At 70.4% G+C, this 25,922-nt stretch carries 18 protein-coding genes and 1 tRNA gene; 11 read left to right on the top strand and 8 right to left on the bottom strand.

All coding sequences use genetic code 11. The features are described 5' to 3' along the window. Nucleotides 1-22: 22 nt before the first annotated feature. Nucleotides 23-427 carry a hypothetical protein gene (locus tag ACZ7OY_RS05595; RefSeq protein ID WP_471910160.1) on the bottom strand — a complete coding sequence of 135 codons (405 nt, stop codon included), beginning with the start codon at nt 425-427 and terminating at the stop codon, nt 23-25. Nucleotides 428-616: 189 nt separating this feature from the next. Next, complete coding sequence (gene polA, locus ACZ7OY_RS05590) at nt 617-3,343, bottom strand: DNA polymerase I (protein ID WP_471910159.1); 2,727 nt, start codon at nt 3,341-3,343, stop codon at nt 617-619. A 379-nt stretch (nt 3,344-3,722) separates the two neighbouring features. Between polA and ACZ7OY_RS05585 the strand changes: the two genes are divergently transcribed. The 8 genes from ACZ7OY_RS05585 to ACZ7OY_RS05550 all read left to right on the top strand — a co-directional run bounded on the left by ACZ7OY_RS05585 (nt 3,723) and on the right by ACZ7OY_RS05550 (nt 14,149). After that, nucleotides 3,723-6,002, top strand: coding sequence for an FdhF/YdeP family oxidoreductase (locus ACZ7OY_RS05585; RefSeq protein WP_471910158.1), 2,280 nt, complete (start codon nt 3,723-3,725; stop codon nt 6,000-6,002). 101 nt (nt 6,003-6,103) lie between these two features. Next, nucleotides 6,104-6,592, top strand: coding sequence for a hotdog fold thioesterase (locus ACZ7OY_RS05580; protein ID WP_351617632.1), 489 nt, complete (start codon nt 6,104-6,106; stop codon nt 6,590-6,592). A 220-nt stretch (nt 6,593-6,812) separates the two neighbouring features. Then, the gene (locus ACZ7OY_RS05575; RefSeq protein WP_471910157.1) at nt 6,813-7,319 is read left to right on the top strand and encodes a hypothetical protein; all 507 of its coding nucleotides are present in this window, start codon (nt 6,813-6,815) and stop codon (nt 7,317-7,319) included. Nucleotides 7,320-8,277: 958 nt separating this feature from the next. After that, nucleotides 8,278-9,504, top strand: coding sequence for a branched-chain amino acid ABC transporter substrate-binding protein (locus ACZ7OY_RS05570; RefSeq protein ID WP_471910156.1), 1,227 nt, complete (start codon nt 8,278-8,280; stop codon nt 9,502-9,504). A 109-nt stretch (nt 9,505-9,613) separates the two neighbouring features. Continuing rightward, complete coding sequence (locus ACZ7OY_RS05565; protein WP_351603041.1) at nt 9,614-10,546, top strand: branched-chain amino acid ABC transporter permease; 933 nt, start codon at nt 9,614-9,616, stop codon at nt 10,544-10,546. Nucleotides 10,547-10,551: 5 nt separating this feature from the next. Beyond that, the gene (locus ACZ7OY_RS05560) at nt 10,552-12,372 is read left to right on the top strand and encodes a branched-chain amino acid ABC transporter permease (RefSeq protein ID WP_471910155.1); all 1,821 of its coding nucleotides are present in this window, start codon (nt 10,552-10,554) and stop codon (nt 12,370-12,372) included. A 5-nt stretch (nt 12,373-12,377) separates the two neighbouring features. Further along, the gene (locus ACZ7OY_RS05555; RefSeq protein WP_471910154.1) at nt 12,378-13,436 is read left to right on the top strand and encodes an ABC transporter ATP-binding protein; all 1,059 of its coding nucleotides are present in this window, start codon (nt 12,378-12,380) and stop codon (nt 13,434-13,436) included. Beyond that, nucleotides 13,433-14,149, top strand: coding sequence for an ABC transporter ATP-binding protein (locus ACZ7OY_RS05550; protein ID WP_351603047.1), 717 nt, complete (start codon nt 13,433-13,435; stop codon nt 14,147-14,149). The genes ACZ7OY_RS05555 and ACZ7OY_RS05550 overlap by 4 nt, the downstream gene beginning before the upstream one ends. A gap of 82 nt (nt 14,150-14,231) precedes the next feature. On the opposite strand, the gene ACZ7OY_RS05545 is transcribed toward ACZ7OY_RS05550, so the two are convergent. Beyond that, entirely contained in the window at nt 14,232-14,888 is a 657-nt protein-coding gene (locus tag ACZ7OY_RS05545) for an ANTAR domain-containing response regulator (RefSeq protein ID WP_469385264.1), read from the bottom strand. A 100-nt stretch (nt 14,889-14,988) separates the two neighbouring features. Here ACZ7OY_RS05545 and ACZ7OY_RS05540 point away from each other — a divergent pair. After that, nucleotides 14,989-15,061 (top strand) — tRNA-Leu (locus ACZ7OY_RS05540). 105 nt (nt 15,062-15,166) lie between these two features. Continuing rightward, on the top strand, nt 15,167-15,937 hold the full coding sequence (locus ACZ7OY_RS05535; RefSeq protein WP_471910153.1) for a transcriptional regulator: 771 nt from the start codon (nt 15,167-15,169) through the stop codon (nt 15,935-15,937). A 10-nt stretch (nt 15,938-15,947) separates the two neighbouring features. Here ACZ7OY_RS05535 and pyk read toward each other — a convergent pair whose 3' ends face one another. Then, nucleotides 15,948-17,384 (bottom strand): pyruvate kinase, encoded by a 1,437-nt coding sequence (pyk, locus tag ACZ7OY_RS05530; RefSeq protein ID WP_471910152.1) that lies wholly within the window; start codon nt 17,382-17,384, stop codon nt 15,948-15,950. A gap of 129 nt (nt 17,385-17,513) precedes the next feature. After that, a complete protein-coding gene (locus ACZ7OY_RS05525) occupies nt 17,514-18,254 on the bottom strand; it encodes an SIMPL domain-containing protein (RefSeq protein WP_471910151.1) in 741 nt (246 codons plus the stop codon). 165 nt (nt 18,255-18,419) lie between these two features. Between ACZ7OY_RS05525 and ACZ7OY_RS05520 the strand changes: the two genes are divergently transcribed. Then, complete coding sequence (locus ACZ7OY_RS05520; RefSeq protein ID WP_471910150.1) at nt 18,420-20,246, top strand: bifunctional metallophosphatase/5'-nucleotidase; 1,827 nt, start codon at nt 18,420-18,422, stop codon at nt 20,244-20,246. Between the two features lie 119 nt (nt 20,247-20,365). Here the strand turns inward: ACZ7OY_RS05520 and ACZ7OY_RS05515 are convergent, their stop codons facing one another. From ACZ7OY_RS05515 to pepN, 3 genes are all read right to left on the bottom strand, one after another. Continuing rightward, nucleotides 20,366-21,781: a lysine N(6)-hydroxylase/L-ornithine N(5)-oxygenase family protein gene (locus ACZ7OY_RS05515; RefSeq protein WP_471910149.1), complete on the bottom strand. Its 1,416-nt coding sequence runs from the start codon at nt 21,779-21,781 to the stop codon at nt 20,366-20,368. Then, nucleotides 21,778-23,136 (bottom strand): pyridoxal phosphate-dependent decarboxylase family protein, encoded by a 1,359-nt coding sequence (locus tag ACZ7OY_RS05510; protein WP_471910148.1) that lies wholly within the window; start codon nt 23,134-23,136, stop codon nt 21,778-21,780. The genes ACZ7OY_RS05515 and ACZ7OY_RS05510 overlap by 4 nt, the downstream gene beginning before the upstream one ends. 258 nt (nt 23,137-23,394) lie before the next feature. Continuing rightward, complete coding sequence (pepN, locus tag ACZ7OY_RS05505; RefSeq protein WP_471910147.1) at nt 23,395-25,890, bottom strand: aminopeptidase N; 2,496 nt, start codon at nt 25,888-25,890, stop codon at nt 23,395-23,397. Between the last annotated feature and the right edge of the window lie 32 nt (nt 25,891-25,922).

Genomic DNA, 25,922 nt, shown 5'->3' with positions numbered 1-25,922 from the left:
CACAAGTGGCGCCCGACGGGCCTCACTCCTGTCCGGAGCTCTCAGGCGGACGGAGCCCGACGGGCGCCGCGACGAACACGGTGACGGTCCTCGTGGCGCGGGGCCTCCGGGGAAGCCGGGCCAGGAGCAGGTACAGGTAGGCCCGGCCGGTGTCGGCCCACAGGCGCCAGGCGGGCGTCTCACGGAGGTCCGCGGCGTACGGTCCCCCGCGGGTGAACCGGCGCCGGAGCCCGGCCGCCGTCCGGCGTGCGGCCATGGCCGCCGTGGCGGGGACACGGACGGCCCCCGCCCCGGCCGCGAAGGCCGGGACCACCGGGAGCCCGGCACCGGTAACAGCCCTGCCCTTGCCGTCGGACCGCGCCGGCGACTGTCCCTGGGGACGGGCCCGGTCGGGTCCCGTCCGGCGGTGGAGCATGCGTATACCCATGCCCGCATCCTTACGGTCACGGCCCCCCGCGGGCGTTCTCGCGGGGGCCACGCGGGTGACGGACTGCTGCGGAAGAAGGTCCACCGCCCACCCGCACCCCGCCCCCGTGCCCCGCACACCGTCCGGCGGCGCGGGCCACCGGACGGGCGGCCGCGCCCGCGGGCGGACCGCCGGGTCCGGGCGGCGCGCTCAGTGCGCGGCCGACTCCCAGTCGGGCCCCACACCCACCGACACGTCCAGCGGGGCGCGCAGCGCGACCGCGCCCGCCATCTCACGGCGGACGATCTCCTCGGTCGCCACCCGCTCACCGGGGGCGATCTCCAGGACGATTTCGTCGTGGACCTGGAGCAGCATCCGGGACGTGAGGTCCGCCTCCCGCAGCGCCCGGTCCACGTTCAGCATGGCGATCTTGACGATGTCCGCCGCCGTGCCCTGGATCGGGGCGTTGAGGGCCATGCGCTCCGCCGTCTCGCGGCGCTGCCGGTTGTCGCTGTTCAGGTCGGGCAGATGACGGCGGCGGCCGAAGAGGGTCTCGGTGTAGCCCGTCGACCGTGCCTCGTCCACGACCCGGCGCAGATAGTCCCGTACGCCGCCGAAGCGCTCGAAGTAGGTGTCCATGAGCGCGCGGGCCTCGCCCGCCTCGATGTTCAGCTGCTGGGAGAGACCGAAGGCCGACAGGCCGTACGCCAGGCCGTACGACATCGCCTTGATCTTGCGGCGCATCTCCGCGTCCACGGCGGAGCGCTCGACGGAGAAGACCTGCGAGGCGACCGTGGTGTGCAGGTCCTCGCCCGAGGTGAACGCCTCGATCAGGCCCTCGTCCTCGGACAGGTGGGCCATCACCCGCAGTTCGATCTGGCTGTAGTCCGCCGTCATCAGCGACTCGAAGCCCTCGCCGACGACGAAGCCGCGCCGGATCGCCCGGCCCTCGTCGGTGCGCACCGGGATGTTCTGGAGGTTCGGGTCCGTGGACGACAGCCGTCCGGTCGCCGCCACCGTCTGGTTGAAGGTGGTGTGGATACGGCCGTCGCCCGCGATCGTCTTGATCAGGCCCTCGACGGTGACGCGCAGCTTCGCCTGCTCGCGATGGCGGAGCATGATGACCGGCAGTTCGTTGTCGGTCTGGCCGGCCAGCCAGGCGAGCGCGTCCGCGTCGGTGGTGTAGCCCGTCTTCGTCTTCTTGGTCTTGGGCAGGGCCAGCTCGCCGAAGAGGACCTCCTGGAGCTGCTTGGGCGAGCCCAGGTTGAACTCGTGTCCGGCAGCGGCGTGCGCCTCCTTCACGGCCTGCTGCACCGCGCCCGCGAACATCTGCTCCATGGCCTCCAGGTGGGCCCGGTCCGCCGCGATGCCGTGCCGCTCCATCCGCGCGAGCAGCGCCGAGGTGGGCAGTTCCATGTCCCGCAGCAGGTCCGCGGCGCCGGCCTCCGCCAGCCGGCTCTCGAACGCCTCCCCCAGGTCGAGGATCGCGCGGGCCTGCACCATCAGGGCCTCGGCCTCGGCTCCGTCGTCCGCCCCGAAGGCCAGCTGGCCGTCGGCCGCGGCGGCCGGGGCCAGCTCCCGCCCGAGGTACTCCAGGGACAGCGCGTCCAGGTCGAAGGAGCGCCGGCCGGGCTTGACCAGGTAGGCGGCCAGCGCGGTGTCCATGCGCACCCCGGCGACGCTCCAGCCGTGCTCGGCGAGGACCCGCATGGCGCGCTTGGCGTTGTGCAGGACCTTCGGCGCGTCCGCGTCGGACAGCCAGGCCGCGAAGGCGTTCTCGTCGGCCTCGTCCAGCTCGGACGGGTCGAACCAGGCGGCCGCACCGCCGCCCGCGGCGAGCGCGACCTCGGAGACCGAGCCGCTGCCCAGCGCCCAGGCGTCGACCATGGCGACACCGAGGACCTCACCGGCATGCCCGGCCAGCCAGCCGGTCAGCTCGCCGGTGCCGAGCACCGTGCCGTCCAGCTCCACGCCCTCCGCGACCACCGCGGTCGGTTCGGCCTCGTCCGCGCCCGGGTCGACGGCGAGCAGCCGCTCGCGCAGCGAGGGGTTACGGATCTCCAGGGTGTCCAGGATCATCGCCATGGTCTTGCGGTCGTACGGCGCGCGCTCCAGGTCGGCGACCGTCTTCGGCAGCTCGACGTCGCGCACCATCTCGGTCAGCCGGCGGTTGAGCTTCACCGCCTCCAGGTGGTCGCGCAGGTTCTGCCCGGCCTTGCCCTTGACCTCGTCGACGCGCTCGACCAGGTCCGCGAACGAGCCGAACTGGTTGATCCACTTCGCGGCCGTCTTCTCGCCGACGCCGGGGATGCCCGGCAGGTTGTCGGACGGGTCGCCGCGCAGGGCCGCGAAGTCGGGGTACTGCGCGGGCGTCAGTCCGTACTTCTCGAACACCTTCTCCGGGGTGAACCGGGTCAGCTCGGAGACACCCTTCGTCGGGTACAGCACCGTCGTGTGCTCGGAGACCAGCTGGAAGGAGTCGCGGTCACCGGTGACGATCAGCACCTCGAAGCCGGCGGCCTCGGCCTGCGTGGCGAGCGTGGCGATGATGTCGTCGGCCTCGAAGCCGTCGACCGCGAACCGGGAGACGTGCATCGAGTCGAGCAGCTCGCCGATCAGCTCGACCTGGCCCTTGAACTCGTCCGGGGTCTTGGAACGGTTCGCCTTGTACTCCGTGAACTCCTCGGAGCGCCAGGTCTTGCGGGAGACGTCGAAGGCCACCGCGAAGTGCGTGGGCGACTCGTCGCGCAGCGTGTTCGCCAGCATCGACGCGAAGCCGTAGATCGCGTTCGTCGGCTGGCCCGTCGCGGTCGTGAAGTTCTCCGCGGGCAGCGCGAAGAACGCGCGGTAGGCCAGCGAGTGCCCGTCCATGAGCATCAGGCGCGGGCGGCTCTCGCCGGAGGTTTCGTCGGTCGTCTTCGCTGCTGAATCTGCCACGTCCCCGATCCTGCCACGCCGCACCGACAGTCGGCTCCGCCCTGCGCACTCACGCCCCCGCGCCCGGTCGTCCCCCGCCTGTCCGTCGGCCGTCCCCCGCCTGTCCGTCGGCCCGTCCCCCGGCCGTCCCGCCGCCGCCCCGCAGGCGGCGGCAGGGCACCCGGGCGCGGGTGGCACGGGGCGCGGGTGGCGCGGGCCGCGCACCGCAGGCGCACCCGCCGTCGCGCAAGCATTGCTCCCATTTCCCCGCACGACCGGCTTCGAGCGCTGTCGGTGCCGCGTGCGAGGATCGAGGATGTCGAAGGTCCCGGGCCCGTGGCAGGGCAGCCGACGGCACGACCCGGGAGACGCAGCACACACCGAAGAAGGAGAGCTCGCGATGGCAACGAAGCCGCCGAAGGCCGATCCGGTCCAGGACGCGCCGCGCGTCGCCGAGCCGAAGCACGCGGCCGCCGGACTGCCGGCCGTCGGGCACTCCCTGCGCATCGCCCAGCAGCAGATGGGCGTCAAGCGCACCGCGCTGACCCTGCTGCGCGTCAACCAGAAGGACGGCTTCGACTGTCCCGGCTGCGCCTGGCCCGAGCCGGAGCACCGGCACGCGGCGGAATTCTGCGAGAACGGCGCGAAGGCGGTCGCCGAGGAAGCCACCCTGCGCCGGGTCACCCCCGAGTTCTTCGCCGCCCACTCCGTCCAGGACCTCGGCGCACGCAGCGGCTACTGGCTCGGCCAGCAGGGGCGCCTCACCCACCCCATGTACCTCCCCGAGGGCGCCGACCACTACGAGCCGGTCACCTGGGAGCGCGCCTTCGACATCGTCGCCGACGAGATCGCCGCCCTCGGCTCGCCCGACGAGGCCCTCTTCTACACCTCGGGCCGCACCAGCAACGAGGCCGCGTTCCTCTACCAGCTCTTCGCCCGCGAACTGGGCACCAACAACCTGCCCGACTGCTCGAACATGTGCCACGAGTCGTCGGGCTCGGCCCTGACCGAGACGATCGGCATCGGCAAGGGCAGCGTCCTGCTGGACGACCTCTACCAGGCCGACCTGATCATCGTCGCCGGCCAGAACCCCGGCACCAACCACCCGCGGATGCTGTCCGCGCTGGAGAAGGCCAAGGCGAACGGCGCGCGGATCATCAGCGTCAACCCGCTGCCCGAAGCGGGGCTGGAGCGCTTCAAGAACCCGCAGACCCCGCAGGGCATGCTCAAGGGCGCCGCCCTCAACGACCTCTTCCTCCAGATCCGCATCGGCGGCGACCAGGCCCTCTTCCGCCTCCTCAACCGGCTCGTCCTGGAGACCGAGGGCGCCGTCGACCAGGCGTTCGTCGACGAGCACACCCACGGCTTCGAGGAGTTCGCCGCGGCCGCCCGTGCCGCCGACTGGGACGAGACCCTCACCGCGACCGGCCTCACCCGCGAGGAGATCGACGAAGCCCTGCGCATGGTGCTCGCCTCGAAGCGCACCATCGTCTGCTGGGCCATGGGCCTCACCCAGCACAAGCACTCCGTCCCGACCATCCGCGAGGTCGTCAACTTCCTGCTGCTGCGCGGCAACATCGGCCGCCCCGGCGCGGGCGTGTGCCCGGTGCGCGGCCACTCCAACGTGCAGGGCGACCGCACCATGGGCATCTTCGAGCGGCCCGCCCCCGCCTTCCTGGACGCGCTGGAGAAGGAGTTCGGCTTCGCCCCGCCGCGCGAGCACGGCTACGACGTCGTCCAGGCCATCCGCGCGCTGCGCGACGGCGAGGCGAAGGTCTTCTTCGCCATGGGCGGCAACTTCGTCTCCGCCTCGCCCGACACCGACGTCACCGAGGCGGCCATGCGGCGCGCCCGGCTGACCGTGCACGTCTCGACGAAGCTGAACCGCTCGCACGTCGTCACCGGCGCACGCGCCCTGATCCTGCCGACGCTGGGCCGCACCGAGCGCGACCTCCAGGCCGGCGGCGAGCAGTTCGTGACGGTCGAGGACTCCATGGGCATGGTGCACGCCTCCCGCGGCCGGCTGGCGCCCGCCAGCACCCACCTGCTGTCCGAGCCGGCCATCGTGTGCCGGCTGGCACGCCGGGTGCTGGGCACCGACAGCAAGGTCCCGTGGGAGGACTTCGAGAAGGACTACGCGACCGTCCGCGACCGCATCGCGCGCGTGATACCCGGCTTCGAGGACTTCAACGCGCGCGTGGCCCGCCCCGAGGGCTTCACCCTGCCGCACGCACCGCGCGACGAGCGCCGCTTCCCGACGGCCACCGGAAAGGCCAACTTCACCGCCGCGCCGGTCGAGTTCCCCGCCCTGCCCGAGGGCCGGCTGCTGCTCCAGACCCTGCGCTCACACGACCAGTACAACACCACGATCTACGGTCTCGACGACCGCTACCGGGGCATCACCAACGGCCGCCGGGTGGTGCTGGTCAACACCGAGGACGCGCGCACGCTGGGCGTCGCCGAAGGCTCGTACGTCGACCTGGTGAGCGAGTGGAAGGACGGCGTGGAGCGCCGGGCGCCCGGCTTCCGGGTGGTGCTCTATCCGACGGCGCGCGGCTGCGCGGCCGCCTACTACCCGGAGACGAACGTCCTGGTCCCGCTGGACGCCACCGCCGACACCAGCAACACCCCGGCCAGCAAGTCCGTCGTGGTGCGTCTGGAACAATCGGCGACCGACTGAGCGTTTGCTCAGTCGGCAGCACCGTACGGAACACCGAACGGGACACCGGGAGGAACACCGGACGGACCGCCGTACCGATCCCGACGAACGGAGCCGGCCCCATGGGCGAGCAGCAGCAAGTGAAGTTCCCGCAGGAGGTCATCGACGAGTACGCCGCGCTCGGTGTCGATCTGCCCGCCCTGTTCTCCGCCGGTCACCTCGGCACCCGGATGGGCGTGCAGATCCTCGAGGCGTCCGCGGACCGCGTCGTCGGCACCATGCCGGTCGAGGGCAACACCCAGCCCTACGGCCTGCTGCACGGCGGCGCCTCGGCCGTCCTCGCGGAGACGCTCGGCTCGGTCGGCTCCATGCTGCACGGCGGCAGCACCAAGATCGCCGTCGGCGTCGACCTCAACTGCACCCACCACCGCGGGGCCCGCTCCGGCCTGGTGACCGGGGTCGCCACACCGGTGCACCGCGGGCGCTCCACGGCGACGTACGAGATCGTGATCAGCGACGAGGAGGGCCGGCGCGTGTGCACGGCCCGGCTGACCTGTTTGCTGCGGGACGTGAACCCGGGCGACGCGGCCCCGGTGCAGACGGCGGGCTGACCCCGCACCGGCACCGACCCCACGGCGTGGCCCCGCGGCGCAGCTCTCGCGCCACGGGGCCACGCCCGACACCACGGGCCGCCACCCCCGCGATGCGGGGCCACCGCGATGCGGGGCCACCGCCTCCGCGGCCCAAGGACATCGCCTCCGCGATACGAGGCCTTCGCCTCCCCGGCGCGAGGCCGTTGCCCCTGGGCGCCGGGCGCCCTAGCGTCGGGGCATGGCAACGGGAGGGCCTCGACGCGACACGACCGCACGCCTGCCGCGCCGCCGACCGAGCCGCCACCCCACCCTGACCCCCGTGTTCGCCCTCGCCGCCGGACTCGCGCTCCTGACAGGCGTGGCGGCGACCGGCTGTGACAGCGGCCCTCCCGGCCCCACCCGCGCACACGGCGCCTCGGGCCCGCCCTCCGCCTCCGGCGCGTCCGGTGGCACCGCCGGGCGCGTCTCCCCGGCGCCCTCGTCCACCGCGCCCGAGGAACTGTGCACCCGTCTCGTCACCCACTGGGCCCGCCGAGCCCTGGACACCCCTACCTACGGTGACTATCAGTCGATGGGGCTGTCCAACGGCCAGTACGAGATCCTGCGCTCCGTCGTGGACGCCGCGCGGGCCGAGAAGAAGCGTCAAGGCGAGTCCGCGGCAATCGAGTTGATCGAACGTCGGACACGCAGCGCCTGCGCCGACCGGTACCGCTCCGGCGAACCGGACAAGGACCCCTGGCGGTGAGCGGCTGCGGTCCCGACGAGCCCGCAGCGGGCACCCCCCGCACGGCAGGAGGGATTCCCCGAACTCCCCCGGCCGGCACCGGCGGCCGGTGCCTTCCGAGCCACCCGCGCCGGCTGAGCCCCCGTCAGGGCCGCCACCGCGCCGCGCGCGCCGCCCCGGCGGCCGCCGGCCCGCCCGGCCCCAGCGGCCGCCCTCATGCGCCCCTGCCCACACAGCGTCAACACTCGTACCCGTACAGCGTCAACGCCCGTACCCCGCAAGGCTGTTCCTCGCACCGCCGTTCCCCGCCCGGACCGCGTTCGCGGCGCCCGTCCCGTCCAGCGCGCCACACCGCCCGGCGCACCGCCGCAGGGCCCGGGCCGGGAGGTGCTGCCGCAGGTCGAGTCCCGGCCGTCGGCCGTCGCGGCCCGGCCGGGCCGGCCCTCCGCAGGACTCGCAACGGCGCCAGGCCAACAGACACTTTTCCGGACAAAAACCGGTTCAGCTCGCAAGATCGCCATCACCATGCATGTCACAGAATGCGGAAATGCGCCAAGAAACGCCGGTCCATCTTTCCCCGACGTAACTCTACGTAATGCGCGCGCAATACGGGTTCCACGTTTAGCGCGGGCCCGGCGCTATACGCGCGACCCCTCGAAAGCCCTGCAAGTCGCCTGCGGCAACGATTTACGTCATCACCAAAACGCCCGAAGCACCTGGCTACTTCAAGGGCCATCCTGCAGGTTCTCACTATGCGGACAGGGCGAATCGGCCTGAATTCCACTGTTCCCCCCGCTCGGCACCGCTCTGCATTACCCCGTGTCATAACAAGAGCGTCACAGCCTTCGTCAGACCCTCCTCGACATTCCCTCCGCGCGCTTAGAGTCACGGCCAGTCACCGCGGCCGGAAACTCACTCCGGCCAGCGCTCGACTCGGCCGCTTCCAGGGGGGAGGGCCGCCCAGGGAAAGGACAAGAACGTGCGTCAACGTTCGCTCATCGCCATCACCGCCGCGCTGTCCGCGGGAGCACTCACCCTCACCGCCTGCGGTTCGCGTGACAGCGGCGACAAGAGCTCCGACAGCGGCGGCACCGTCGTCACCATCGGCGTGGACGCCCCGCTCACCGGCGACCTGTCCGCGCTGGGCCTCGGCATCAAGAACTCCGTCGACCTCGCCGCCAAGACGGCCAACAAGAAGAAGTACGTCGACGGCGTCACCTTCAAGATCGTCGCCAAGGACGACCAGGCGCAGCCCTCGTCCGGCCAGCAGAACGCCGCCGCCCTGGTCGCCGACAAGAGCGTCGTCGGCGTGGTCGGCCCGCTGAACTCCTCCGTGGCCGAGGCCATGCAGAAGGTCTTCGACGACGCCAAGCTCGTCGAGGTCTCCCCGGCCAACACCAACCCCGCGCTCACCCAGGGCACCAACTGGGCGACCAGCAAGGCCCGCACCTACAAGTCGTACTTCCGCACCGCGACCACGGACGCCATCCAGGGCCCGTTCGCCGCCCAGTACGTCTTCAACACCGCGAAGAAGAAGAACGTCTTCGTCATCGACGACAAGAAGACCTACGGCGCCGGCCTCGCCGGTACCTTCACCGACGAGTTCAAGAAGCTCGGCGGCAAGGTCGTCGGCACCCAGCACATCAACCCCGACACCAAGGACTTCTCCGCGGTCGCCACCCAGGTCAAGAACTCCGGCGCCGACGTCGTCTACTACGGCGGCGAGTACCCGCAGGCCGGCCCGCTCAGCAAGCAGATCAAGTCCGCCGGCGCCAAGATCCCGCTGGTCGGCGGCGACGGCATCTACGCCGACGACTTCCTCAAGCTCGGCGGCGCCTCCGCCACCGGCGACCTCGCCACCTCCGTCGGCGCCCCGGTCGAGACCCTCGACTCCGCCAAGGAGTTCGTCGCCAACTACAAGGCCGGCGGCTACAAGGAGGAGTACGGCGCCTACGGCGGCTACTCCTACGACTCCGCCTGGGCGATCATCGAGGCCGTCAAGAAGGTCGTCGACGACAACGGCGGCAAGCTGCCCGACGACGCCCGCGCGAAGATCACCGCCGCCACCCAGAACGTCTCGTTCGACGGTGTGACCGGCAAGGTCTCCTTCGACGAGTTCGGCGACGCCACCAACAAGCAGCTCACCGTCTACGCCGTCGAGAACGGCGCGTGGAAGGCCGTCAACTCCGGTACCTACACCGGCTGACCCACCTCGCACTCCTGAGCCGCGCGGGGCGCTGTTCCACTGGCGCCCCGCGCGGACTCACATCCGGCCCCACCCGTCGAAACATCCGAACCGTCTCGGAGGACATGCGGTGAACGAACTGCCGCAGCAGCTGGTCAACGGCCTGCTACTGGGATCCATGTACGGCCTGGTCGCCATCGGCTACACAATGGTCTATGGCATTGTCCAGCTCATCAACTTCGCCCACGGCGAGATCTTCATGACCGGAGCGTTCGGCGCTCTCACGGTCTACCTGTACATACTGCCCGACGGCACATCCATGATGATCGCCCTGCCACTGATGCTGGTCGGCGCCGTCCTGGTCTCCGTCACCATCGCCGTCGGCGCGGAACGGTTCGCCTACCGCCCCCTCCGCAACGCACCACGCCTCGCCCCGCTCATCACCGCCATCGGCCTCTCGCTCGCCCTGCAGCAGGCCGTCTGGGCCTGGTACCCCGACGCCAAGTCGGCCATCGTCTTCCCCCAGATCGACGGCGGCCCCTTCAAGATCGGCAACGTCACCATCCAGACCGGTGACATCTTCCTGCTGATCGCGGCCCCCATCAGCATGGCCATCCTCGGCTACTTCGTGATGAAGACCCGCACCGGACGCGGCATGCAGGCCACCGCCCAGGACCCCGACACCGCGAAGCTGATGGGCGTCAACACCGACCGCATCATCGTGATCGCCTTCGCCCTCGGCGCCACCTTCGCCGCCGTCGGAGCCGTCGCCTACGGCCTCAAGTACGGCCAGATCGACTTCAAGATGGGCTTCCTGCTCGGCCTGAAGGCGTTCACCGCAGCCGTCCTCGGCGGCATCGGCAACATCTACGGAGCCATGATCGGCGGCCTCGTCCTCGGCGTCGCCGAGACCCTCGCCACCGCGTACATCGCCGACATCCCCGGCATGGACAAGTTCGGCAGCAACGCCTGGGCCGACGTCTGGGCCTTCGTACTCCTCATCCTCGTGCTGCTGTTCCGGCCCCAGGGCCTGCTCGGCGAGCGCGTCGCCGACAGGGCGTGACACCGATGACCACACAGACCACCGCACCCGAGACCAGCACCCCGGCCACCACGCCGTCCGGCCTCATCGGCATCCCGCCGCAGATCGGCCGCGCGCTGGCGACCGGCGGCGGCATCCTCACCGTCATCTCCACGTTCCTCGCCTGGACCTGGACCTCCGCCTTCCCCGGCGACCTCACCGTCTACGGCTACCCCGGCGGCCTCCAGGTCCTCGTCCTCATCGGCGGCGCCCTCACCACCCTCTTCGCCCTCGCCTCCTACGGCATCAAGGGCCTGCGCTGGCTCGTCCCCGCCGGCGCCGACGGCGCCCTCAAGTACGCCGCCCTCGCCACCTTCGCCACCGCCTGGTACACGGTCATCGCGATCAGCACCAACCTCGGCGGCGTCGTCAACCTCGAACCCGGCGGCTACCTCGTCGCCCTCGGCAGCCTCGCCGCCTTCCTCGGCGCCCTGGCCCTGCCCTTCGAGCACCCCGAGGCCGACCCGATCGACCCCGACGACACCTCCTGGGAGCACGTCAAGCACCAGGCCTCCCACCGGTGGACCACGGTCAAGGCCGCCTTCGCCGGCGGCAAGCCCCGCCCCGTCGGCACGCTCCCCTCGTACGTCGAGATCCTGATCATCGTCGCCGTCCTCGCCCTCGCCCTCGTCGTCTTCACCTACGGCATCGGCACCGAGTACGACGAACTGTTCATCGGCTTCCTGATCACCGCCGGCTTCGGCTTCGCCGCCCTCCACAAGTCCGGCCTGATCGCCCAGGCGTCGCAGATCACCGCCCGCCACCAGAACATCACCGTCTGCGGCGCCTTCATCGCCGCCGCCGCGTTCCCCTTCACCCAGACCGACGACCAGTACGCGACCCTCGGCGTCTACATCCTCATCTTCGCCACCGTCGCCCTCGGCCTGAACATCGTCGTCGGCCTCGCCGGCCTCCTCGACCTCGGTTACGTCGCCTTCCTCGGCGTCGGCGCCTACGCCGCGGCCATGGTCTCCGGCTCCCCCAGCTCGCCGTTCCACGTGCACTTCCCGTTCTGGGCCGCCGCCCTCGTCGGCGCCGGAGCCTCGCTCGTCTTCGGCGTCCTCATCGGCGCCCCGACCCTGCGACTGCGCGGCGACTACCTCGCCATCGTGACCCTCGGCTTCGGAGAGATCTTCCGGATCACCGCCAACAACCTCGACGGCACCTCCGGCCCCGACGTCACCAACGGCTCCAACGGCATCTCGTCCATCCCGAACCTCGACATCCTCGGGTTCGACTTCGGCGCCGTCCACGACATCGCCGGCTTCCCCATCGGACGCTTCGCCAACTACTTCTTCCTGATGCTGATCATCACCGCCGTCGTCGTGCTCGTCTTCCGACGCAGCGGCAACTCCCGCATCGGCCGCGCCTGGGTCGCCATCCGCGAGGACGAGACCGCAGCCCTCGCCATGGGCATCAACGGCTTCCGCGTCAAGCTCATCGCGTTCGCCGTTGGCGCCTCCCTCGCCGGCCTCGCCGGCACCGTCCAGGCCCACGTCACCTACACCGTGACCCCCGAGCAGTACCTGTTCGCCGGCCCCATCCCGCCCAACTCCGCCTTCCTGCTCGCCGCGGTCGTCCTCGGCGGCATGGGCACCATCGGCGGCCCCCTCATCGGTGCCTCGCTGCTCTTCCTCATCCCCAACAAGCTCCAGTTCCTCGGCGACTACCAGCTCTTCGCCTTCGGCATCGCACTCATCCTGCTGATGCGCTTCCGTCCTGAGGGCCTCATCCCCAACCGACGCCGCCAGCTCGAGTTCCACGAAGACGCGGAAGCGCCCACCGTCCTCACCAAGGCAGGGGCCTGACCACCATGACCACCGACACCACCACCCAGGACACCACCCCCGGCGCCCCCGCCACCGGAGAGCCCGTCCTCGACGCCCGCGGCGTCACCATGCGCTTCGGCGGCCTCACCGCCGTGCGCAACGTCGACCTCACCGTCAACAGCGGCGAGATCGTCGGCCTCATCGGCCCCAACGGCGCCGGCAAGACCACCTTCTTCAACTGCCTCACCGGCCTCTACATCCCCACCGAGGGCGAGGTCCGCTACAAGGGCACGGTCCTGCCGCCCAAGTCCTTCAAGGTCACCGCCGCCGGCGTGGCACGCACCTTCCAGAACATCCGTCTCTTCGCCAACATGACGGTCCTGGAGAACGTGCTGGTCGGCCGCCACACCCGCACGAAGGAAGGTTTCTGGTCGGCCGTCCTGCGCCTGCCCGGATTCCACAAGGCCGAAGCCGCCTCCCGCGCCCGCGCCATGGAACTCCTGGAGTTCGTCGGCCTCGCCGACAAGGCCGAGCACCTGGCCCGCAACCTCCCCTACGGCGAGCAGCGCAAGCTGGAGATCGCCCGCGCCCTCGCCAGCGACCCGGGCCTGCTCCTGCTCGACGAGCCCACCGCCGGCATGAACCCGCAGGAGACCCGCGCCACCGAGGAACTGGTCTTCGCGATCCGCGACATGGGCATCGCCATCCTCGTCATCGAGCACGACATGCGCTTCATCTTCAACCTCTGCGACCGCGTCGCCGTCCTCGTCCAGGGCGAGAAGCTCGTCGAGGGCGACAGCGCGACCGTGCAGGGCGACGAGCGCGTCGTCGCCGCCTACCTCGGAGAGCCCTTCGAGGGCGCCCCCGGCGCGGACGAGGCCGCCGAGGTCGCAGCGGCCGAGGCCGAGGCGGAGACCCCCGCGGTCGAGACCCCCGAGGTCACGGCGGACGACACCGAGGCCGAGACCACCGCGGCCGAGGACGAGGACGCCGAAGCCACCGACGCACCCGCCGACACCACGACGGACGCAGAGGACGCAGAAACCGCCGCGGACGCCGACACCCAGGCGGACACCGCGCCCGGCAAGGAGAACGACCGATGACCGCACTGCTCGAAGTCGAGGACCTCCGGGTCGCCTACGGCAAGATCGAAGCCGTCAAGGGCATCTCGTTCAAGGTCGAGGCCGGCGAGGTCGTCACCCTCATCGGCACCAACGGCGCCGGCAAGACGACCACCCTGCGCACCCTCTCCGGCCTGCTCAAGCCGGTCGGCGGCCAGATCAAGTTCAACGGCAAGTCGCTGAAGAAGATCCCCGCCCACCAGGTCGTCTCGCTGGGACTCGCCCACTCCCCCGAGGGGCGGCACATCTTCCCGCGCATGACCATCGAGGACAACCTGCGCCTCGGCGCGTTCCTGCGCAGCGACAAGCCCGGCATCGAGAAGGACATCCAGCGCGCCTACGACCTCTTCCCCATCCTGGGCGAACGTCGCAAGCAGGCCGCAGGCACCCTCTCCGGCGGTGAGCAGCAGATGCTGGCCATGGGCCGCGCGCTCATGTCCCAGCCCAAGCTGCTGATGCTCGACGAGCCCTCCATGGGTCTCTCGCCGATCATGATGCAGAAGATCATGGCGACCATCGCGGAGCTGAAGTCCCAGGGCATGACCATCCTGCTCATCGAGCAGAACGCCCAGGCGGCCCTCTCGCTCGCCGACCACGGCCACGTCATGGAGGTCGGCAACATCGTCCTCTCCGGCACCGGCCGCGACCTGCTGCACGACGAGTCGGTCCGCAAGGCGTACCTGGGCGAGGACTGAGCCCCGGTCCACCCCGCACGACGAGGCCCGCGCTCCCTGGTCCCAGGGAGCGCGGGCCTCGTCGTACATCCGGCGGTGGAACTCAGCCCTTCGCGGCCTTCTTCTCCTCGGCGTCCGCGATGACGGCCTCGGCGACCTGCTGCATCGACATCCGCCGGTCCATCGACGTCTTCTGGATCCAGCGGAACGCGGCCGGCTCGTTCAGCCCGTACTCGGTCTGGAGCACCGACTTCGCCCGGTCCACCAGCTTGCGCGTCTCCAGCCGCTGGGAGAGGTCGGCGACCTCCCGCTCCAGCTCCTTCAGCTCCGTGAAACGCGACACGGCCATCTCGATCGCCGGCACGACATCGCTCTTGCTGAACGGCTTCACCAGATACGCCATCGCACCGGCGTCCCGGGCCCGCTCCACGAGGTCGCGCTGCGAGAAGGCGGTCAGCATCAGCACGGGCGCGATGCGCTCCTCGGCGATCTTCTCCGCGGCGGAGATACCGTCCAGCTTGGGCATCTTCACATCGAGAATGACCAGGTCCGGCTGGTGCTCGCGGGCGAGCTCGACGGCCCGCTCGCCGTCACCCGCCTCACCGACGACGGAGTAGCCCTCCTCCTCCAGCATCTCTTTGAGGTCGAGCCGGATCAGGGCCTCGTCCTCGGCGATGACGACACGGGTCGTCAGCGGAGGCACGTGCGACTGTTCGCCGTCGGGCGCGTCTACGGGCTGGGGCGACTCGGGGGCGGTCACGGGGGCTCCTTGTTCAGGGCAAATGCTGCTCCCAAGAGCCTACCTAGCTACGGTAAGGTAGGGGCACGGCGGGTGACCGCTGACCTTTGTTTTACAGGAAGCCCCGGTAGTCCAGCGGAAGAGACACGGTGCTCAAACCACCGACAGCGTGGGTTCGAATCCCACCCGGGGCACTTTTCCTTCGTTTCCAAGGTTCACCTAGAAAGCGGATGTTCACCTTCTCGTGAACATCCGCTTTTTGCTGCGTGGCGCCATCGCCCTCCACGCAAAGTGGCCGCATGTACGACATCAGCACCCGGGAGCGAACACTTGCCCTGGTGGCTCAGGGGCGCAGTCTGAACTCCGTCAGCAAGGAGACCGGGATCTCCCGGGCCGCGATCCGCTCGTGGCATACGCGTTTGGAGCCGCGGCGCGCCGGCCACGAGTGCCCTCGATGTCAGGGGCTGCCAGGTGTGCCTCGGAACCCGGCAGCGTACGCCTATCTCCTCGGCTTCTATCTCGGCGATGGATGTATCAGCGCAGGCCGAAGAGGCGTGTACACCCTGCGGATCGTCTGTGACAACGCATGGCCCGGAATCATCGATGCCTGTGAAGCGGCGATGCGTGAGGTCCACCCGCAGAACAGCGTGTGCCGGGCCAAGAAGCAGGGGTGTGTTGCCGTCACCAGTTTCAGCAAGCACTGGCCTTGCCTGTTCCCCCAGCACGGCCCCGGCAAGAAGCATGAGCGGCGCATCGTCCTCGAAGCCTGGCAGCAGGAGATCGTCGACGCCCGCCCCTGGGAGTTCATCCGCGGGCTCATCCACTCCGACGGCTGCCGCATCACCAACTGGACCACCCGCATGGTCGCCGGGGAGCGTAGGCGCTACGAATACCCGCGCTACTTCTTCACCAACGTCTCCGACGACATCCGGCAGCTCTACACCCACACCCTCGACAGGCTGGGCATCGAGTGGACGCACTGCACACGGGGCGGAAACCCCTACAACATCTCCGTAGCCCGCAAAGCCTCCGTAGCCCTCATGGACGCCCACGTGGGTCCGAAGTACTGAGCCGCGCTGCCTACTTGGGGCTGTCGTCCTCGCCCACGCGGTGGACCCTTACCAGGTTCGTCGAGCCGGAGACGCCGGGCGGGGAGCCTGCGGTGATGACCACGATGTCGCCCTTCTGGCAGCGGCCGTAGCGCAGCAGGAGTTCGTCGACCTGGGCGACCATCGCGTCCGTGGAGTCGACGCGGGGGCCGAGGAAGGTCTCGACGCCCCAGGTGAGGTTCAGCTGGGAGCGGGTGGCGGGTTCCGGGGTGAAGGCGAGGAGGGGGATCGGGGAGCGGTAGCGGGAGAGGCGGCGGACGGTGTCGCCGGACTGGGTGAAGGCGACCAGGAACCTCGCGCCGAGGAAGTCGCCGATCTCGGCGGCCGCGCGGGCGACCGCGCCGCCCTGGGTGCGGGGTTTGTTGCTGTCGGTCAGCGGCGGGAGGCCCTTGGCGAGGATGTCCTCCTCGGCGGCTTCGACGATCTTCGCCATGGTGCGGACGGTCTCGATGGGGTATTTGCCGACGCTCGTCTCGCCGGAGAGCATCACGGCGTCCGTGCCGTCGATGACGGCGTTGGCGACGTCGCTGGCTTCCGCGCGGGTGGGTCGGGAGTTCTCGATCATGGAGTCGAGCATCTGGGTGGCGACGATGACCGGTTTGGCGTTGCGCTTGGCGAGTTTGATGGCGCGCTTCTGGACGATCGGGACCTGTTCCAGGGGCATTTCCACGCCGAGGTCGCCGCGGGCGACCATGATGCCGTCGAAGGCGGCGACGATGTCGTCGATGTTGTCGACGGCCTGGGGCTTTTCCACCTTGGCGATGACGGGGAGGCGGCGGCCTTCCTCGTCCATGATGCGGTGGACGTCCAGGATGTCCTTGCCGCTGCGGACGAAGGAGAGGGCGACGACGTCGAAGCCGTTGTGCAGGGCCCAGCGCAGGTCGGCCTCGTCCTTCTTGGAGAGGGCGGGGACGGAGACGGCGACGCCGGGGAGGTTGAGGCCCTTGTGGTCGGAGACGAGGCCGCCTTCGATGACGGTGGTGTGGACGCGGGGGCCGTCGACGGAGGTGACTTCGAGGCATACCTTGCCGTCGTCGACGAGGATGCGTTCGCCGGTGGTGACGTCGTCGGCGAGGCCCTGGTAGGTGGTTCCGCAGCTGTTGCGGTCTCCTTGGGCGCCGTCCTCGACGGTGATGGTGAAGGTGTCGCCGCGTTCAAGGAGTACGGGGCCTTCGGTGAACCGGCCGAGGCGGATCTTCGGGCCCTGAAGGTCGGCGAGGAGGCCGACGCTGCGTCCGGTCTCGTCGGAGGCCCTGCGTACGCGCTGGTATCGCTCCTCGTGTTCGGCGTGTCCGCCGTGGCTGAGGTTGAAGCGGGCGACGTCCATTCCTGCGTCGACCAGGGCTTTGATCTGGTCGTACGAGTCGGTGGCGGGCCCGAGGGTGCAGACGATTTTTGCTCGGCGCATGGTTCGACCCTAGGGCTTACCGGTCGGTAGGGGATTTGGTGCTGCATGTCTACTCAACAACGCTTGCGTGAAAGGTTCTTGACGACTGTTGAATGGGCGGCGGTGTGCTCCGATGAGCATGTGATCGGCTCAGAGCCGGGGTGGCCGGATGGTGAAACGGGCGTTGAGGGAGGCGTGCAGGCGCTGGCGCTGGGGTTCGAGGTCGAGGGGTGCGGCGGTGGTCTCCTCGGTGGCGCCGGCGTAGGACATGGAGCGCATGCGGCCGGGGTGCTGGGGGTGGGTCGGCGGGGTGTTCTCGGCGCCGATGTCGGCGAGTTCGACGAGGGCGTGGAGTGTGGTGCCGAGGGCTTCGGCGTACTCGCGGGCGCGTTGGACGGCTTCGCGTACGGCTTTCTGGCGTACGTCGCGGTGGGCGGGTGAGTCGGGGCGCAGGGTCCACCAGGGGCCGTCGACGCTGGTGAGGTCGTGGTCGGCCAGGCGGCTGACGAGTTCGCCGAGGGCGGTGAAGTCGGTGAGTTCGGCGGTGGTGCGGACGGCGCCGTGGTAGGTGCGGACGCGTTCGCCGCGGCCGTGTCTGGTGAGTTCGGGGGTGATGGAGAAGGCGCCGGTCTCCAGGCGTTCGACGGCGTTGCCGTAGGTCTTGACGAGGTCGAGGACGGCTGTGTTGCGGCGGGTGAGGTCGTCGAGTGCGGTGCGTCGGTCCTTGCCGCGTGCGCCGACGGTGACGGTGATGCGGGCGATCTCGGGGTCGACTTCGAGGTGGGCTTCGCCGCGGACGGCGATGCGTGGGGCGTCGGGTGTGCCGTAGGGGACGGCGGGTGGTGGGGTGTCCGGGTCGGTGGGGGTGGTGGGGTCCTGGGGGTTGGTCATACGCCCAACTCTGTCACCGGTTGGCCGATTTCGGGGTCGGAAGTCATGGCTCAGGTCACCGGATCGCAACCTGTTGGACCTGTTGCGGTCCGGCATGGAGGGACCAGAATCTACGCGCGTCAGAATCTACGCGCGTTGTTGTCCGTTCTTGGAGGAGAACCAGACATGCCGTTGGACCGTCGGAAGTTTCTGAAGAAGTCCGCCGTGACCGGGGCGGGGGTGGCGATCGGGGGCGCGGCGGCGGCTCCGGCGGCGCAGGCCGCGGAGTCGGCGTCGGCGAAGAAGCCGGCCGGGAAGCCGGTCAAGCAGCCGAAGCGGTACGCGTTGACCGTGATGGGCACGACCGATCTGCACGGGCACGTGTTCAACTGGGACTACTTCAAGGACGGGGAGTACTCCGACGCCAAGGGCAACTCGATGGGCCTGGCGCGCATCTCGACCCTGGTGAACCAGATCCGCAAGGAGCGCGGGCACTGCAACACGCTGCTGCTGGACGCGGGTGACACCATCCAGGGCACGCCGCTGACGTACTACTACGCGAAGGTCGACCCGATCACCGCCAAGGGCGGTCCGGTGCACCCGATGGCGCAGGCGATGAACGCGATCGGGTACGACGCGGCGGCGCTGGGCAACCACGAGTTCAACTACGGCATCGAGACGCTGCGGAAGTTCGAGAGCCAGCTGCACTTCCCGCTGCTCGGTGCGAACGCGGTGGACGCGAAGACGCTGAAGCCGGCGTTCCCGCCCTACTTCATCAAGGAGTTCCACGTTCCGGGTGCTCGGCCGGTGAAGGTGGCGGTGCTGGGTCTGACGAACCCGGGTATCGCGATCTGGGACAAGGCGTATGTGCAGGGGAAGTTGGCGTTCCCCGGTCTTGAGGAGCAGGCGGCGAAGTGGGTGCCGAAGCTGAAGTCGATGGGTGCGGACGTGGTGGTCGTCTCGGCGCACTCGGGTGCTTCGGGTACGTCGTCGTACGGTGACCAGCTGCCGTACGTGGAGAACGCGGCCGCCAATGTGGCCAGGCAGGTGCCGGGTATCGACGCGATCCTGGTCGGGCACGCGCATCTGGAGATCCCGGAGCTGAAGGTCGTCAACGAGGCGACGGGCCGTACGGTCGTGCTGTCGGAGCCGCTGTGCTTCGCCGAGCGGCTGACGCTGTTCGACATCGAGCTGGTGTTCGCGAAGGGCCGGTGGGAGGTCGAGTCGGTGGCGGCGTCGCTGCTGAACTCGAGCACGGTCGCGGACGATCCGAAGATCACGAAGCTGCTGGCCGACGAGCACGCGAAGGTGGTCACGTACGTCAACCAGGTGGTCGGCACGGCGACCGAGACGCTGACGACGGTGGACGCACGGTACAAGGACGCCCCGATCATCGATCTGATCACCAAGGTCCAGGAGGACGTGGTGAAGGCGGCGCTGGCGGGTACGTCGTACGCGTCGCTGCCGGTGATAGCGCAGGCGTCGCCGTTCTCGCGGACGTCGGAGATCCCGGCCGGGGATGTGACGATCCGGGGTCTGTCGAGCCTGTACGTGTACGACAACACGCTGGTCGCGAAGTTGCTGACGGGTGCGCAGGTGCGGGCGTACCTGGAGTACTCGGCGGAGTACTTCGTGCAGACGGCGGTGGGTGCGGTGGTCGACACGGAGACGCTGACGAACGCGAACGGCCGGCCGGACTACAACTACGACTATGTGTCGGGTCTGGTGTACGACATCGACATCGCGCAGCCCGCGGGTTCGCGGATCAAGAACCTGACGTACAACGGTGCGGCGCTGGACGACGCGCAGCAGTTCGTGCTGGCGGTGAACAACTACCGTGCCAATGGCGGCGGTGCGTTCCCGTACGTGGCGTCGGCGCCGGAGCTGTGGTCGGAGTCGACGGAGATCCGGACGCGGATCGCGGAGTGGGTGACGGCGAAGGGTGTGCTGGACCCGAAGGACTTCGCGTCGGTGGACTGGAAGCTGACCCGTGAGGGCACGCCGGTCTTCTGACCGTAGGGGTTTCCTGCGCCGGGGGTGTCCCGGTGTTGCGGGGTGGTCGTAGGCCGACGGCGGCGTTCTTTCCGGGCGCCGCCGTCGTCGTGTTTCCGGCCGGTTCGGCTGTGGTGGGGTCAGCGGTGTTCGGCGAGGTGGGTGAGGGTTTCGGACCTGCGGGCCTGGGGGATCCGGGGGTGTGGTTCGAGTCCGAAGGTGGTGAAGGCGGTGCGGGCCGGGAGGGGGTAGGTCTCTTTTCCGGTGAGGGAGTTGAGGATGGCGGCGCTGCGCCAGGCGGCGAGGCCGAGGTCGGGGGTGCCGACGCCGTGGGTGTGCAGTGCGGCGTTCTGGATGTAGGCGTGGCCGGTGACGGCCGGGTCGAGGACGAGGCGGAAGTGTTCGTCGACGCGGGGCCGTTCGCGGTTGTCGCGGCGCAGGTAGGGGTCGAGTCCGGCGAGGATGGGTTCCAGGGGGCGTTGGCGGTGGCCGGTGGCGAGGACGACGGCGTCGGTGGTGAGGCAGGTGCGGTTGCCCTGCTGGATGTGTTCCAGGTGGAGTTCGATCCTGGTGATGCCGACGCCGACGCGGCCGGCGGTGCGGACGTGGACGCCGGGGGTGAGGACGGCCTGGGGCCAGCCGCCGTGCAGGGTGCGGCGGTAGAGCTCGTCGTGGATGGCGGCGATGGTGTCGGTGTCGATGCCCTTGTGGAGCTGCCACTGGCTGGTGACGAGCCGGTCGCGGGTGGTCTCGTCGAGGCTGTGGAAGTAGCGGGTGTAGTCGGGGGTGAAGTGCTCCAGGCCGAGTTTGGAGTACTCCATGGGGGCGAACGCCTCGGTGCGGCCGATCCAGTGGATGCGGTCGCGGCCGGGTGCGCGGTGGCGTAGCTGGTCGAGGAAGATCTCGGCGCCCGACTGTCCGGAGCCGACGACGGTGATGTGGTCGGCGGCGAGGAGGCTCGCTCGGTGGGCGAGGTAGTCGGCGGCGTGGACGACGGGTACGCCGGGGGCGTCGGCGAGGGGTCTGAGCGGTTCGGGTACGTGGGGTTCGGTGCCGATGCCGAGGACGATGTTGCGGGCGTGGGTGCGGCCGGGGGCCGCGGCGGTGCCGTCGTGGCCGAGTCGGGTGAACTCGATTTCGAAGAGGTCGCGTCCGGGGTTCCAGCGGACGCTGTCAACCTGGTGGCGGAAGTGCAGGCCGGGGAGGTGGTCGGCGACCCAGCGGCAGTAGGCGTCGAATTCGGCGCGCTGGATGTGGAAGCGCTCGGCGAAGTAGAAGGGGAAGAGGCGCTCGCGGGCCTTGAGGTAGTTGAGGAAGGTCCAGGGGCTGGTGGGGTCGGCGAGGGTCACGAGGTCGGCGAGGAAGGGGACCTGGATGGTGGCGCCGTCGATGAGGAGGCCGGGGTGCCAGTCGAAGGCTGGGCGTTGTTCGTAGAAGACGGCGTCGAGTTCGGGGAGGGGGTGGGCGAGGGCGGCGAGGGAGAGGTTGAGGGGGCCGATGCCGATGCCGACGAGGTCGCGGGGTGCTGCGGGCTCGTGGTGTGGGGGGTGGGTCATCTGGGGGTGGTTCCTTCCACGAGGTCGATGAGTGCGGTGAGGTCGTCGGGCCGGGTGTGGGGGTTGAGGAGGGTGGCTTTGAGCCAGAGGCGGCCGTCGAGGTGAGCGCGGCCGAGGACGGCGCGGCCCTGGTGGAGCAGTTGTCGGCGGATGTCGGCGACGGTGGTGTCGGTGGCGTCGGTGGGGCGGAAGAGGACGGTGCTGATGGTGGGGCGGTCGTAGAGCTCGAAGCGGGGGTGGGCGTCGAGGAGTTCGGCGAGTTCGGCGGCGTGGGCGCAGACCTGGTCGACGAGGGCTCCCAGGCCGGTTCTGCCGAGGGTCCCGAGGGTGACGGCGATCTTGAGGATGTCGGGTCGGCGGGTGGTGCGGAGGGAGCGTCCGAGGAGGTCGGGGAGGCCTGCGTCGGTGTCGTCGTCGGCGTTGAGGTAGTCGGCGCGTTGGTGCAGTGCGGTGAGGTCGTGGGGGTCGTGTACGGCGAGGAGGCCGGCGGCGACGGGTTGCCAGCCGAGTTTGTGCAGGTCGAGGGTGACGGTGTGGGCGGCGTTGAGGCCTGCGAGGGCGGTGCGGTGGCGGTCGCTGAACAGGAGGCCGCCGCCGTAGGCGGCGTCGATGTGGAGCCGGGCGCCGTGGGCGGTGCACAGGCCGGCGATCTCGGGCAGTGGGTCGATGAGGCCGGCGTCGGTGGTTCCGGCGGTGGCGGCGACGACGAGGGGGCCGTGGAGTTCGGTGAGGGCCTCGTCGAGGGCGGCCGGGTCGAGGGTGCCTGCGGGGGCGGGGACGACGACGGGGTCGGGCAGTCCGAGCAGCCAGGCGGCGCGGGGCAGGGAGTGGTGGGCGTTGGCTCCGTGGACCAGCCGCAGGCCGGCGCCGTGGGTCTCCCGGGCGAGGAGCAGGGCGAGTTGGTTGGCTTCGGTGCCGCCGGTGGTGACGAGGGCGTCGGTGAGTCCGGTGAGGCGGGCGAGTGCGCGGGTGACCCGGGCTTCGAGTTCTGAGGCCGCGGGTGCCTGGTCCCAGGAGTCGAGGGAGGGGTTGAGGACGCTGACGGCGAGGTCGGCGGCGGTGGCGACGGCGAGCGGTGGGCAGTGCAGATGGGCGGCGCACAGGGGGTCCGCGGGGTCGGCGGCGCCCTCGGCGAGGGCGTGTACGAGGGTGCGCAGGGCGTCGGGGTCGCCGTCGTCGGGCAGGACGTCCCCGACGGCGTCGGTGAGGCGGGCGGCGACCGCCGGTGGTCCGCCGGCGGGCAGCGGGCCGCCGCGGGCCCGGCCGCCGTCGCGCAGGGCGTCCAGGACGGTGTCGAGCAGCGGCCGCAGGGCTTGGTGTCCGTCGGGTCCTGAGGCGAGCGGCGGCGTGCTCATGATGCTCCTCCGGGGCGCGGGGCAGGGGAGCATCGGCTTGTGCGCGGATGCTGCGGCGCGTCCGAAGAACCCAACGATCGGAACCCGTGCGGGGGTACTCCCGGGCGGGGAAATCGTGTCGGGACGCAGGCGGGGGCGCAGGGCCGGGGCGGGCGTGCCGGGAGGTGGAGCGGGCGGGCCCCGCCGTGTAGGTGGTGGGCCCGCCCGGGTGGTGTGCCGGAGGTGTGCCGGTGTTGCGCTGCCGGTGGGTTGGTGGTGTTACGCCTGCCGGACCCGCAGGGCTCGGGCGAGGTCGTCGAGCTGGTCGACGAGTTTGCGGCGCAGGGCCGGGGTGGGGTCGGCGTCGCGCAGGCACTCCTCGCCCAGGTGGAGGGTGTCGGCGTCGACGGCGACGGCGGGGAACGCCCAGCGGCCCGCGGCCTCGGCGATGGCGGGGCCGCGGCGGGCGGCGACGGCGACGGCGTCCTGGTAGTAGCGCGGGACGTACTCCCGTACGAGGTCGGCCTGTTCGGGCTGCCAGAAGCCCTGGGCGGTGGCGGTGAACAGGTAGTTCGACAGGTCGGTCGTGTCGTCGGTGGCGAACATGGCGTCCCAGGCGGCGCGTTTGGCCTCGGGGTCGGGCAGGGCGGCGCGGCAGCGGGCGGCGCCTTCCTGGCCGGTGGCGCTGGGGTCCTGGACGAGTTCGGCGTCGATGGCGGTGCCGTCGATCGCGCCGAGGACGGCGAGCCGGGCGAGGATGCGCCAGCGCAGTTCGGGGTCGAGTTCGGGGCCGCCGGGGACGGTTCCGTCGGCGAGCCAGGCGCTGATGGTGTCCGGGTGGGCGGCGGCGTCGATGAGGTGGCGTACGGCGACCAGGCGCAGGCCGGGGTTGTCGCCGTCCTCGGTGCGGCGGACGAGGTCGCGGCAGAGGCTTCTGAGGCTGGCGAGGGCGGCGGGGCGCTCCTCGGGCGTGAGGTAGCGGTCGGCGATCTGGCCGGCGGCGAAGGCGAGGACGCCCTGGACGAGGGCGAGGTCGTTCTCGCGCGGGAGGTGGGTGTGGGCGGTCTCCAGGTAGGCGGAGGGCGGGAGTTCGCCGTCGCGTACGCAGTCGCGCAGGGCGTTCCAGACGACCGCGCGGGTGAGCGGGTCGGGCAGGCCGGACAGGCCGGCGCGGACGGTCTCGAAGGACTCGGGGTCGAAGCGGATCTTGGCGTAGGTGAGGTCGCCGTCGTTGAGGAGCAGCAGTGCGGGGCGTTTGCCGATGGGCTGGGAGGTGGTCTGCGGGATGTCGAGGTCGAGGCGTCCGCGCAGCGTGAGGCAGCCCTGGTCGTCGCCGTGGTCGCGGTCGTAGAGGCCGACGGAGATGCGGTGGGGGCGGCTGCCGGTGTTCCGGACGGTCAGGGTGCGGGTGCCGTCGGCGTCGGCGGTGACGGCCGGGGTGAGGGTGTCGACTCCGGTGGTGCGCAGCCAGGCGTCGGCCCAGGCGTGGACGTCGCGGTCGGTGTGGGCGGCGAGGGAGTCGATGAAGTCGGCGAGGGTGGCGTTGGCGAAGCGGTGGCGGGCGAAGTGCGTGTTGATGCCGGCCAGGAAGTCCTTCTCGCCGAGCCAGGCGACGAGTTGGCGCAGTGCGGAGGCGCCCTTGGCGTAGGAGATGCCGTCGAAGTTGAGGAGTGCGGAGGCGGTGTCCTCGACGGCTTCGGGGGCGACGGGGTGGGTGGAGGGGCGCTGGTCGGCCTCGTAGCCCCAGGGCTTGCGGGCGACGCCGAATTCGGTCCAGGTGCCGGTGAAGCGGGTGGCTTCGGCGAGGGTCTGGTAGCCCATGTACTCGGCGAAGGACTCGTTCAGCCAGATGTCGTCCCACCACCGGAGGGTGACGAGGTCGCCGAACCACATGTGGGCCATCTCGTGGGCGATGACCATGGCGCGGGTCTGTCGTTCGGTGTCGGTGACGGCGGAGCGGTAGACGAAGTCGTCGCGGAAGGTGACCAGGCCGGGGTTCTCCATGGCGCCGGCGTTGAACTCGGGGACGAAGGCCTGGTCGTAGGAGTCGAAGGGGTAGGGCTCCTCGAACTTCTCGTGGTAGCGGTCGTAGCACTGCTTGGTGATGTCGAGGAGTTCCTCGGCGTCCGCGTCGAGATGGGGGGCGAGGGAGCGGCGGCAGTGGAGGCCGAAGGGCAGGCCGCGGTGCTCGGTGCGTACGGAGTGCCAGGGGCCTGCGGCGACGGCGACGAGGTAGGTGGAGACGAGGGGGGTGGGGGCGGCCTGCCAGCGGCCTTCGCCGAGGTGTTCGGTGACGCTGTTGGCGAGGACGCTCCAGCCTTCGGGGGCCTGGACGGTCAGGTCGAAGACGGCCTTGAGGTCGGGCTGGTCGAAGGCGGCGAAGACGCGCTGCACGTCGTCCATGAACAGCTGGGTGTAGAGGTAGGTCTCGCCGTCGGTGGGGTCGGTGAAGCGGTGCATGCCCTCGCCGGTGCGGGAGTAGCGCATGCGGGCGTCGACGCGCAGTTCGTGCTCGCCGGCGGTGAGGTTCTTCAGGGGCAGCCGGTTGCCGTCGAGACCGGCCGGGTCGAGGGGCTGTCCGTCGAGGGTGGCGGAGCGCAGTTCGGCGGGCTTGAGCTCGACGAAGGTGTCCGCCTCCGAGCGGGCGGTGAACCTGATGACGGTCACGGACCCGAAGGTGTCGTCGCCGGTGGTCAGATCGAGTTCGATCGTGTAGCGGTGGACGTCGAGGAGCCGGGCACGGGTCTGCGCTTCGTCGCGCGTCAGTACGGACATGAACGACATGCTGCCTGATGGCGTCGGAATGG

Source organism: Streptomyces sp. NPDC107559 (assembly GCF_055657365.1).
The sequence above is the reverse complement of the archived record's forward strand: the minus strand, read 5'-3'. Positions and strand labels throughout refer to the sequence as shown.

What these genes read in the sequence shown, in the direction of transcription:
- ACZ7OY_RS05595 (WP_471910160.1), bottom strand. Translation starts at nt 427, where the DNA reads ATGGGTATACGCATGCTCCACCGCCGGACGGGACCCGACCGGGCCCGT.
- ACZ7OY_RS05585 (WP_471910158.1), top strand. Translation starts at nt 3,723, where the DNA reads ATGGCAACGAAGCCGCCGAAGGCCGATCCGGTCCAGGACGCGCCGCGC.
- ACZ7OY_RS05580 (WP_351617632.1), top strand. Translation starts at nt 6,104, where the DNA reads ATGGGCGAGCAGCAGCAAGTGAAGTTCCCGCAGGAGGTCATCGACGAG.
- ACZ7OY_RS05575 (WP_471910157.1), top strand. Translation starts at nt 6,813, where the DNA reads ATGGCAACGGGAGGGCCTCGACGCGACACGACCGCACGCCTGCCGCGC.
- ACZ7OY_RS05560 (WP_471910155.1), top strand. Translation starts at nt 10,552, where the DNA reads ATGACCACACAGACCACCGCACCCGAGACCAGCACCCCGGCCACCACG.
- ACZ7OY_RS05555 (WP_471910154.1), top strand. Translation starts at nt 12,378, where the DNA reads ATGACCACCGACACCACCACCCAGGACACCACCCCCGGCGCCCCCGCC.
- ACZ7OY_RS05550 (WP_351603047.1), top strand. Translation starts at nt 13,433, where the DNA reads ATGACCGCACTGCTCGAAGTCGAGGACCTCCGGGTCGCCTACGGCAAG.
- ACZ7OY_RS05535 (WP_471910153.1), top strand. Translation starts at nt 15,167, where the DNA reads ATGTACGACATCAGCACCCGGGAGCGAACACTTGCCCTGGTGGCTCAG.
- pyk (WP_471910152.1), bottom strand. Translation starts at nt 17,384, where the DNA reads ATGCGCCGAGCAAAAATCGTCTGCACCCTCGGGCCCGCCACCGACTCG.
- ACZ7OY_RS05525 (WP_471910151.1), bottom strand. Translation starts at nt 18,254, where the DNA reads ATGACCAACCCCCAGGACCCCACCACCCCCACCGACCCGGACACCCCA.
- ACZ7OY_RS05520 (WP_471910150.1), top strand. Translation starts at nt 18,420, where the DNA reads ATGCCGTTGGACCGTCGGAAGTTTCTGAAGAAGTCCGCCGTGACCGGG.
- ACZ7OY_RS05515 (WP_471910149.1), bottom strand. Translation starts at nt 21,781, where the DNA reads ATGACCCACCCCCCACACCACGAGCCCGCAGCACCCCGCGACCTCGTC.
- ACZ7OY_RS05510 (WP_471910148.1), bottom strand. Translation starts at nt 23,136, where the DNA reads ATGAGCACGCCGCCGCTCGCCTCAGGACCCGACGGACACCAAGCCCTG.
- pepN (WP_471910147.1), bottom strand. Translation starts at nt 25,890, where the DNA reads ATGTCCGTACTGACGCGCGACGAAGCGCAGACCCGTGCCCGGCTCCTC.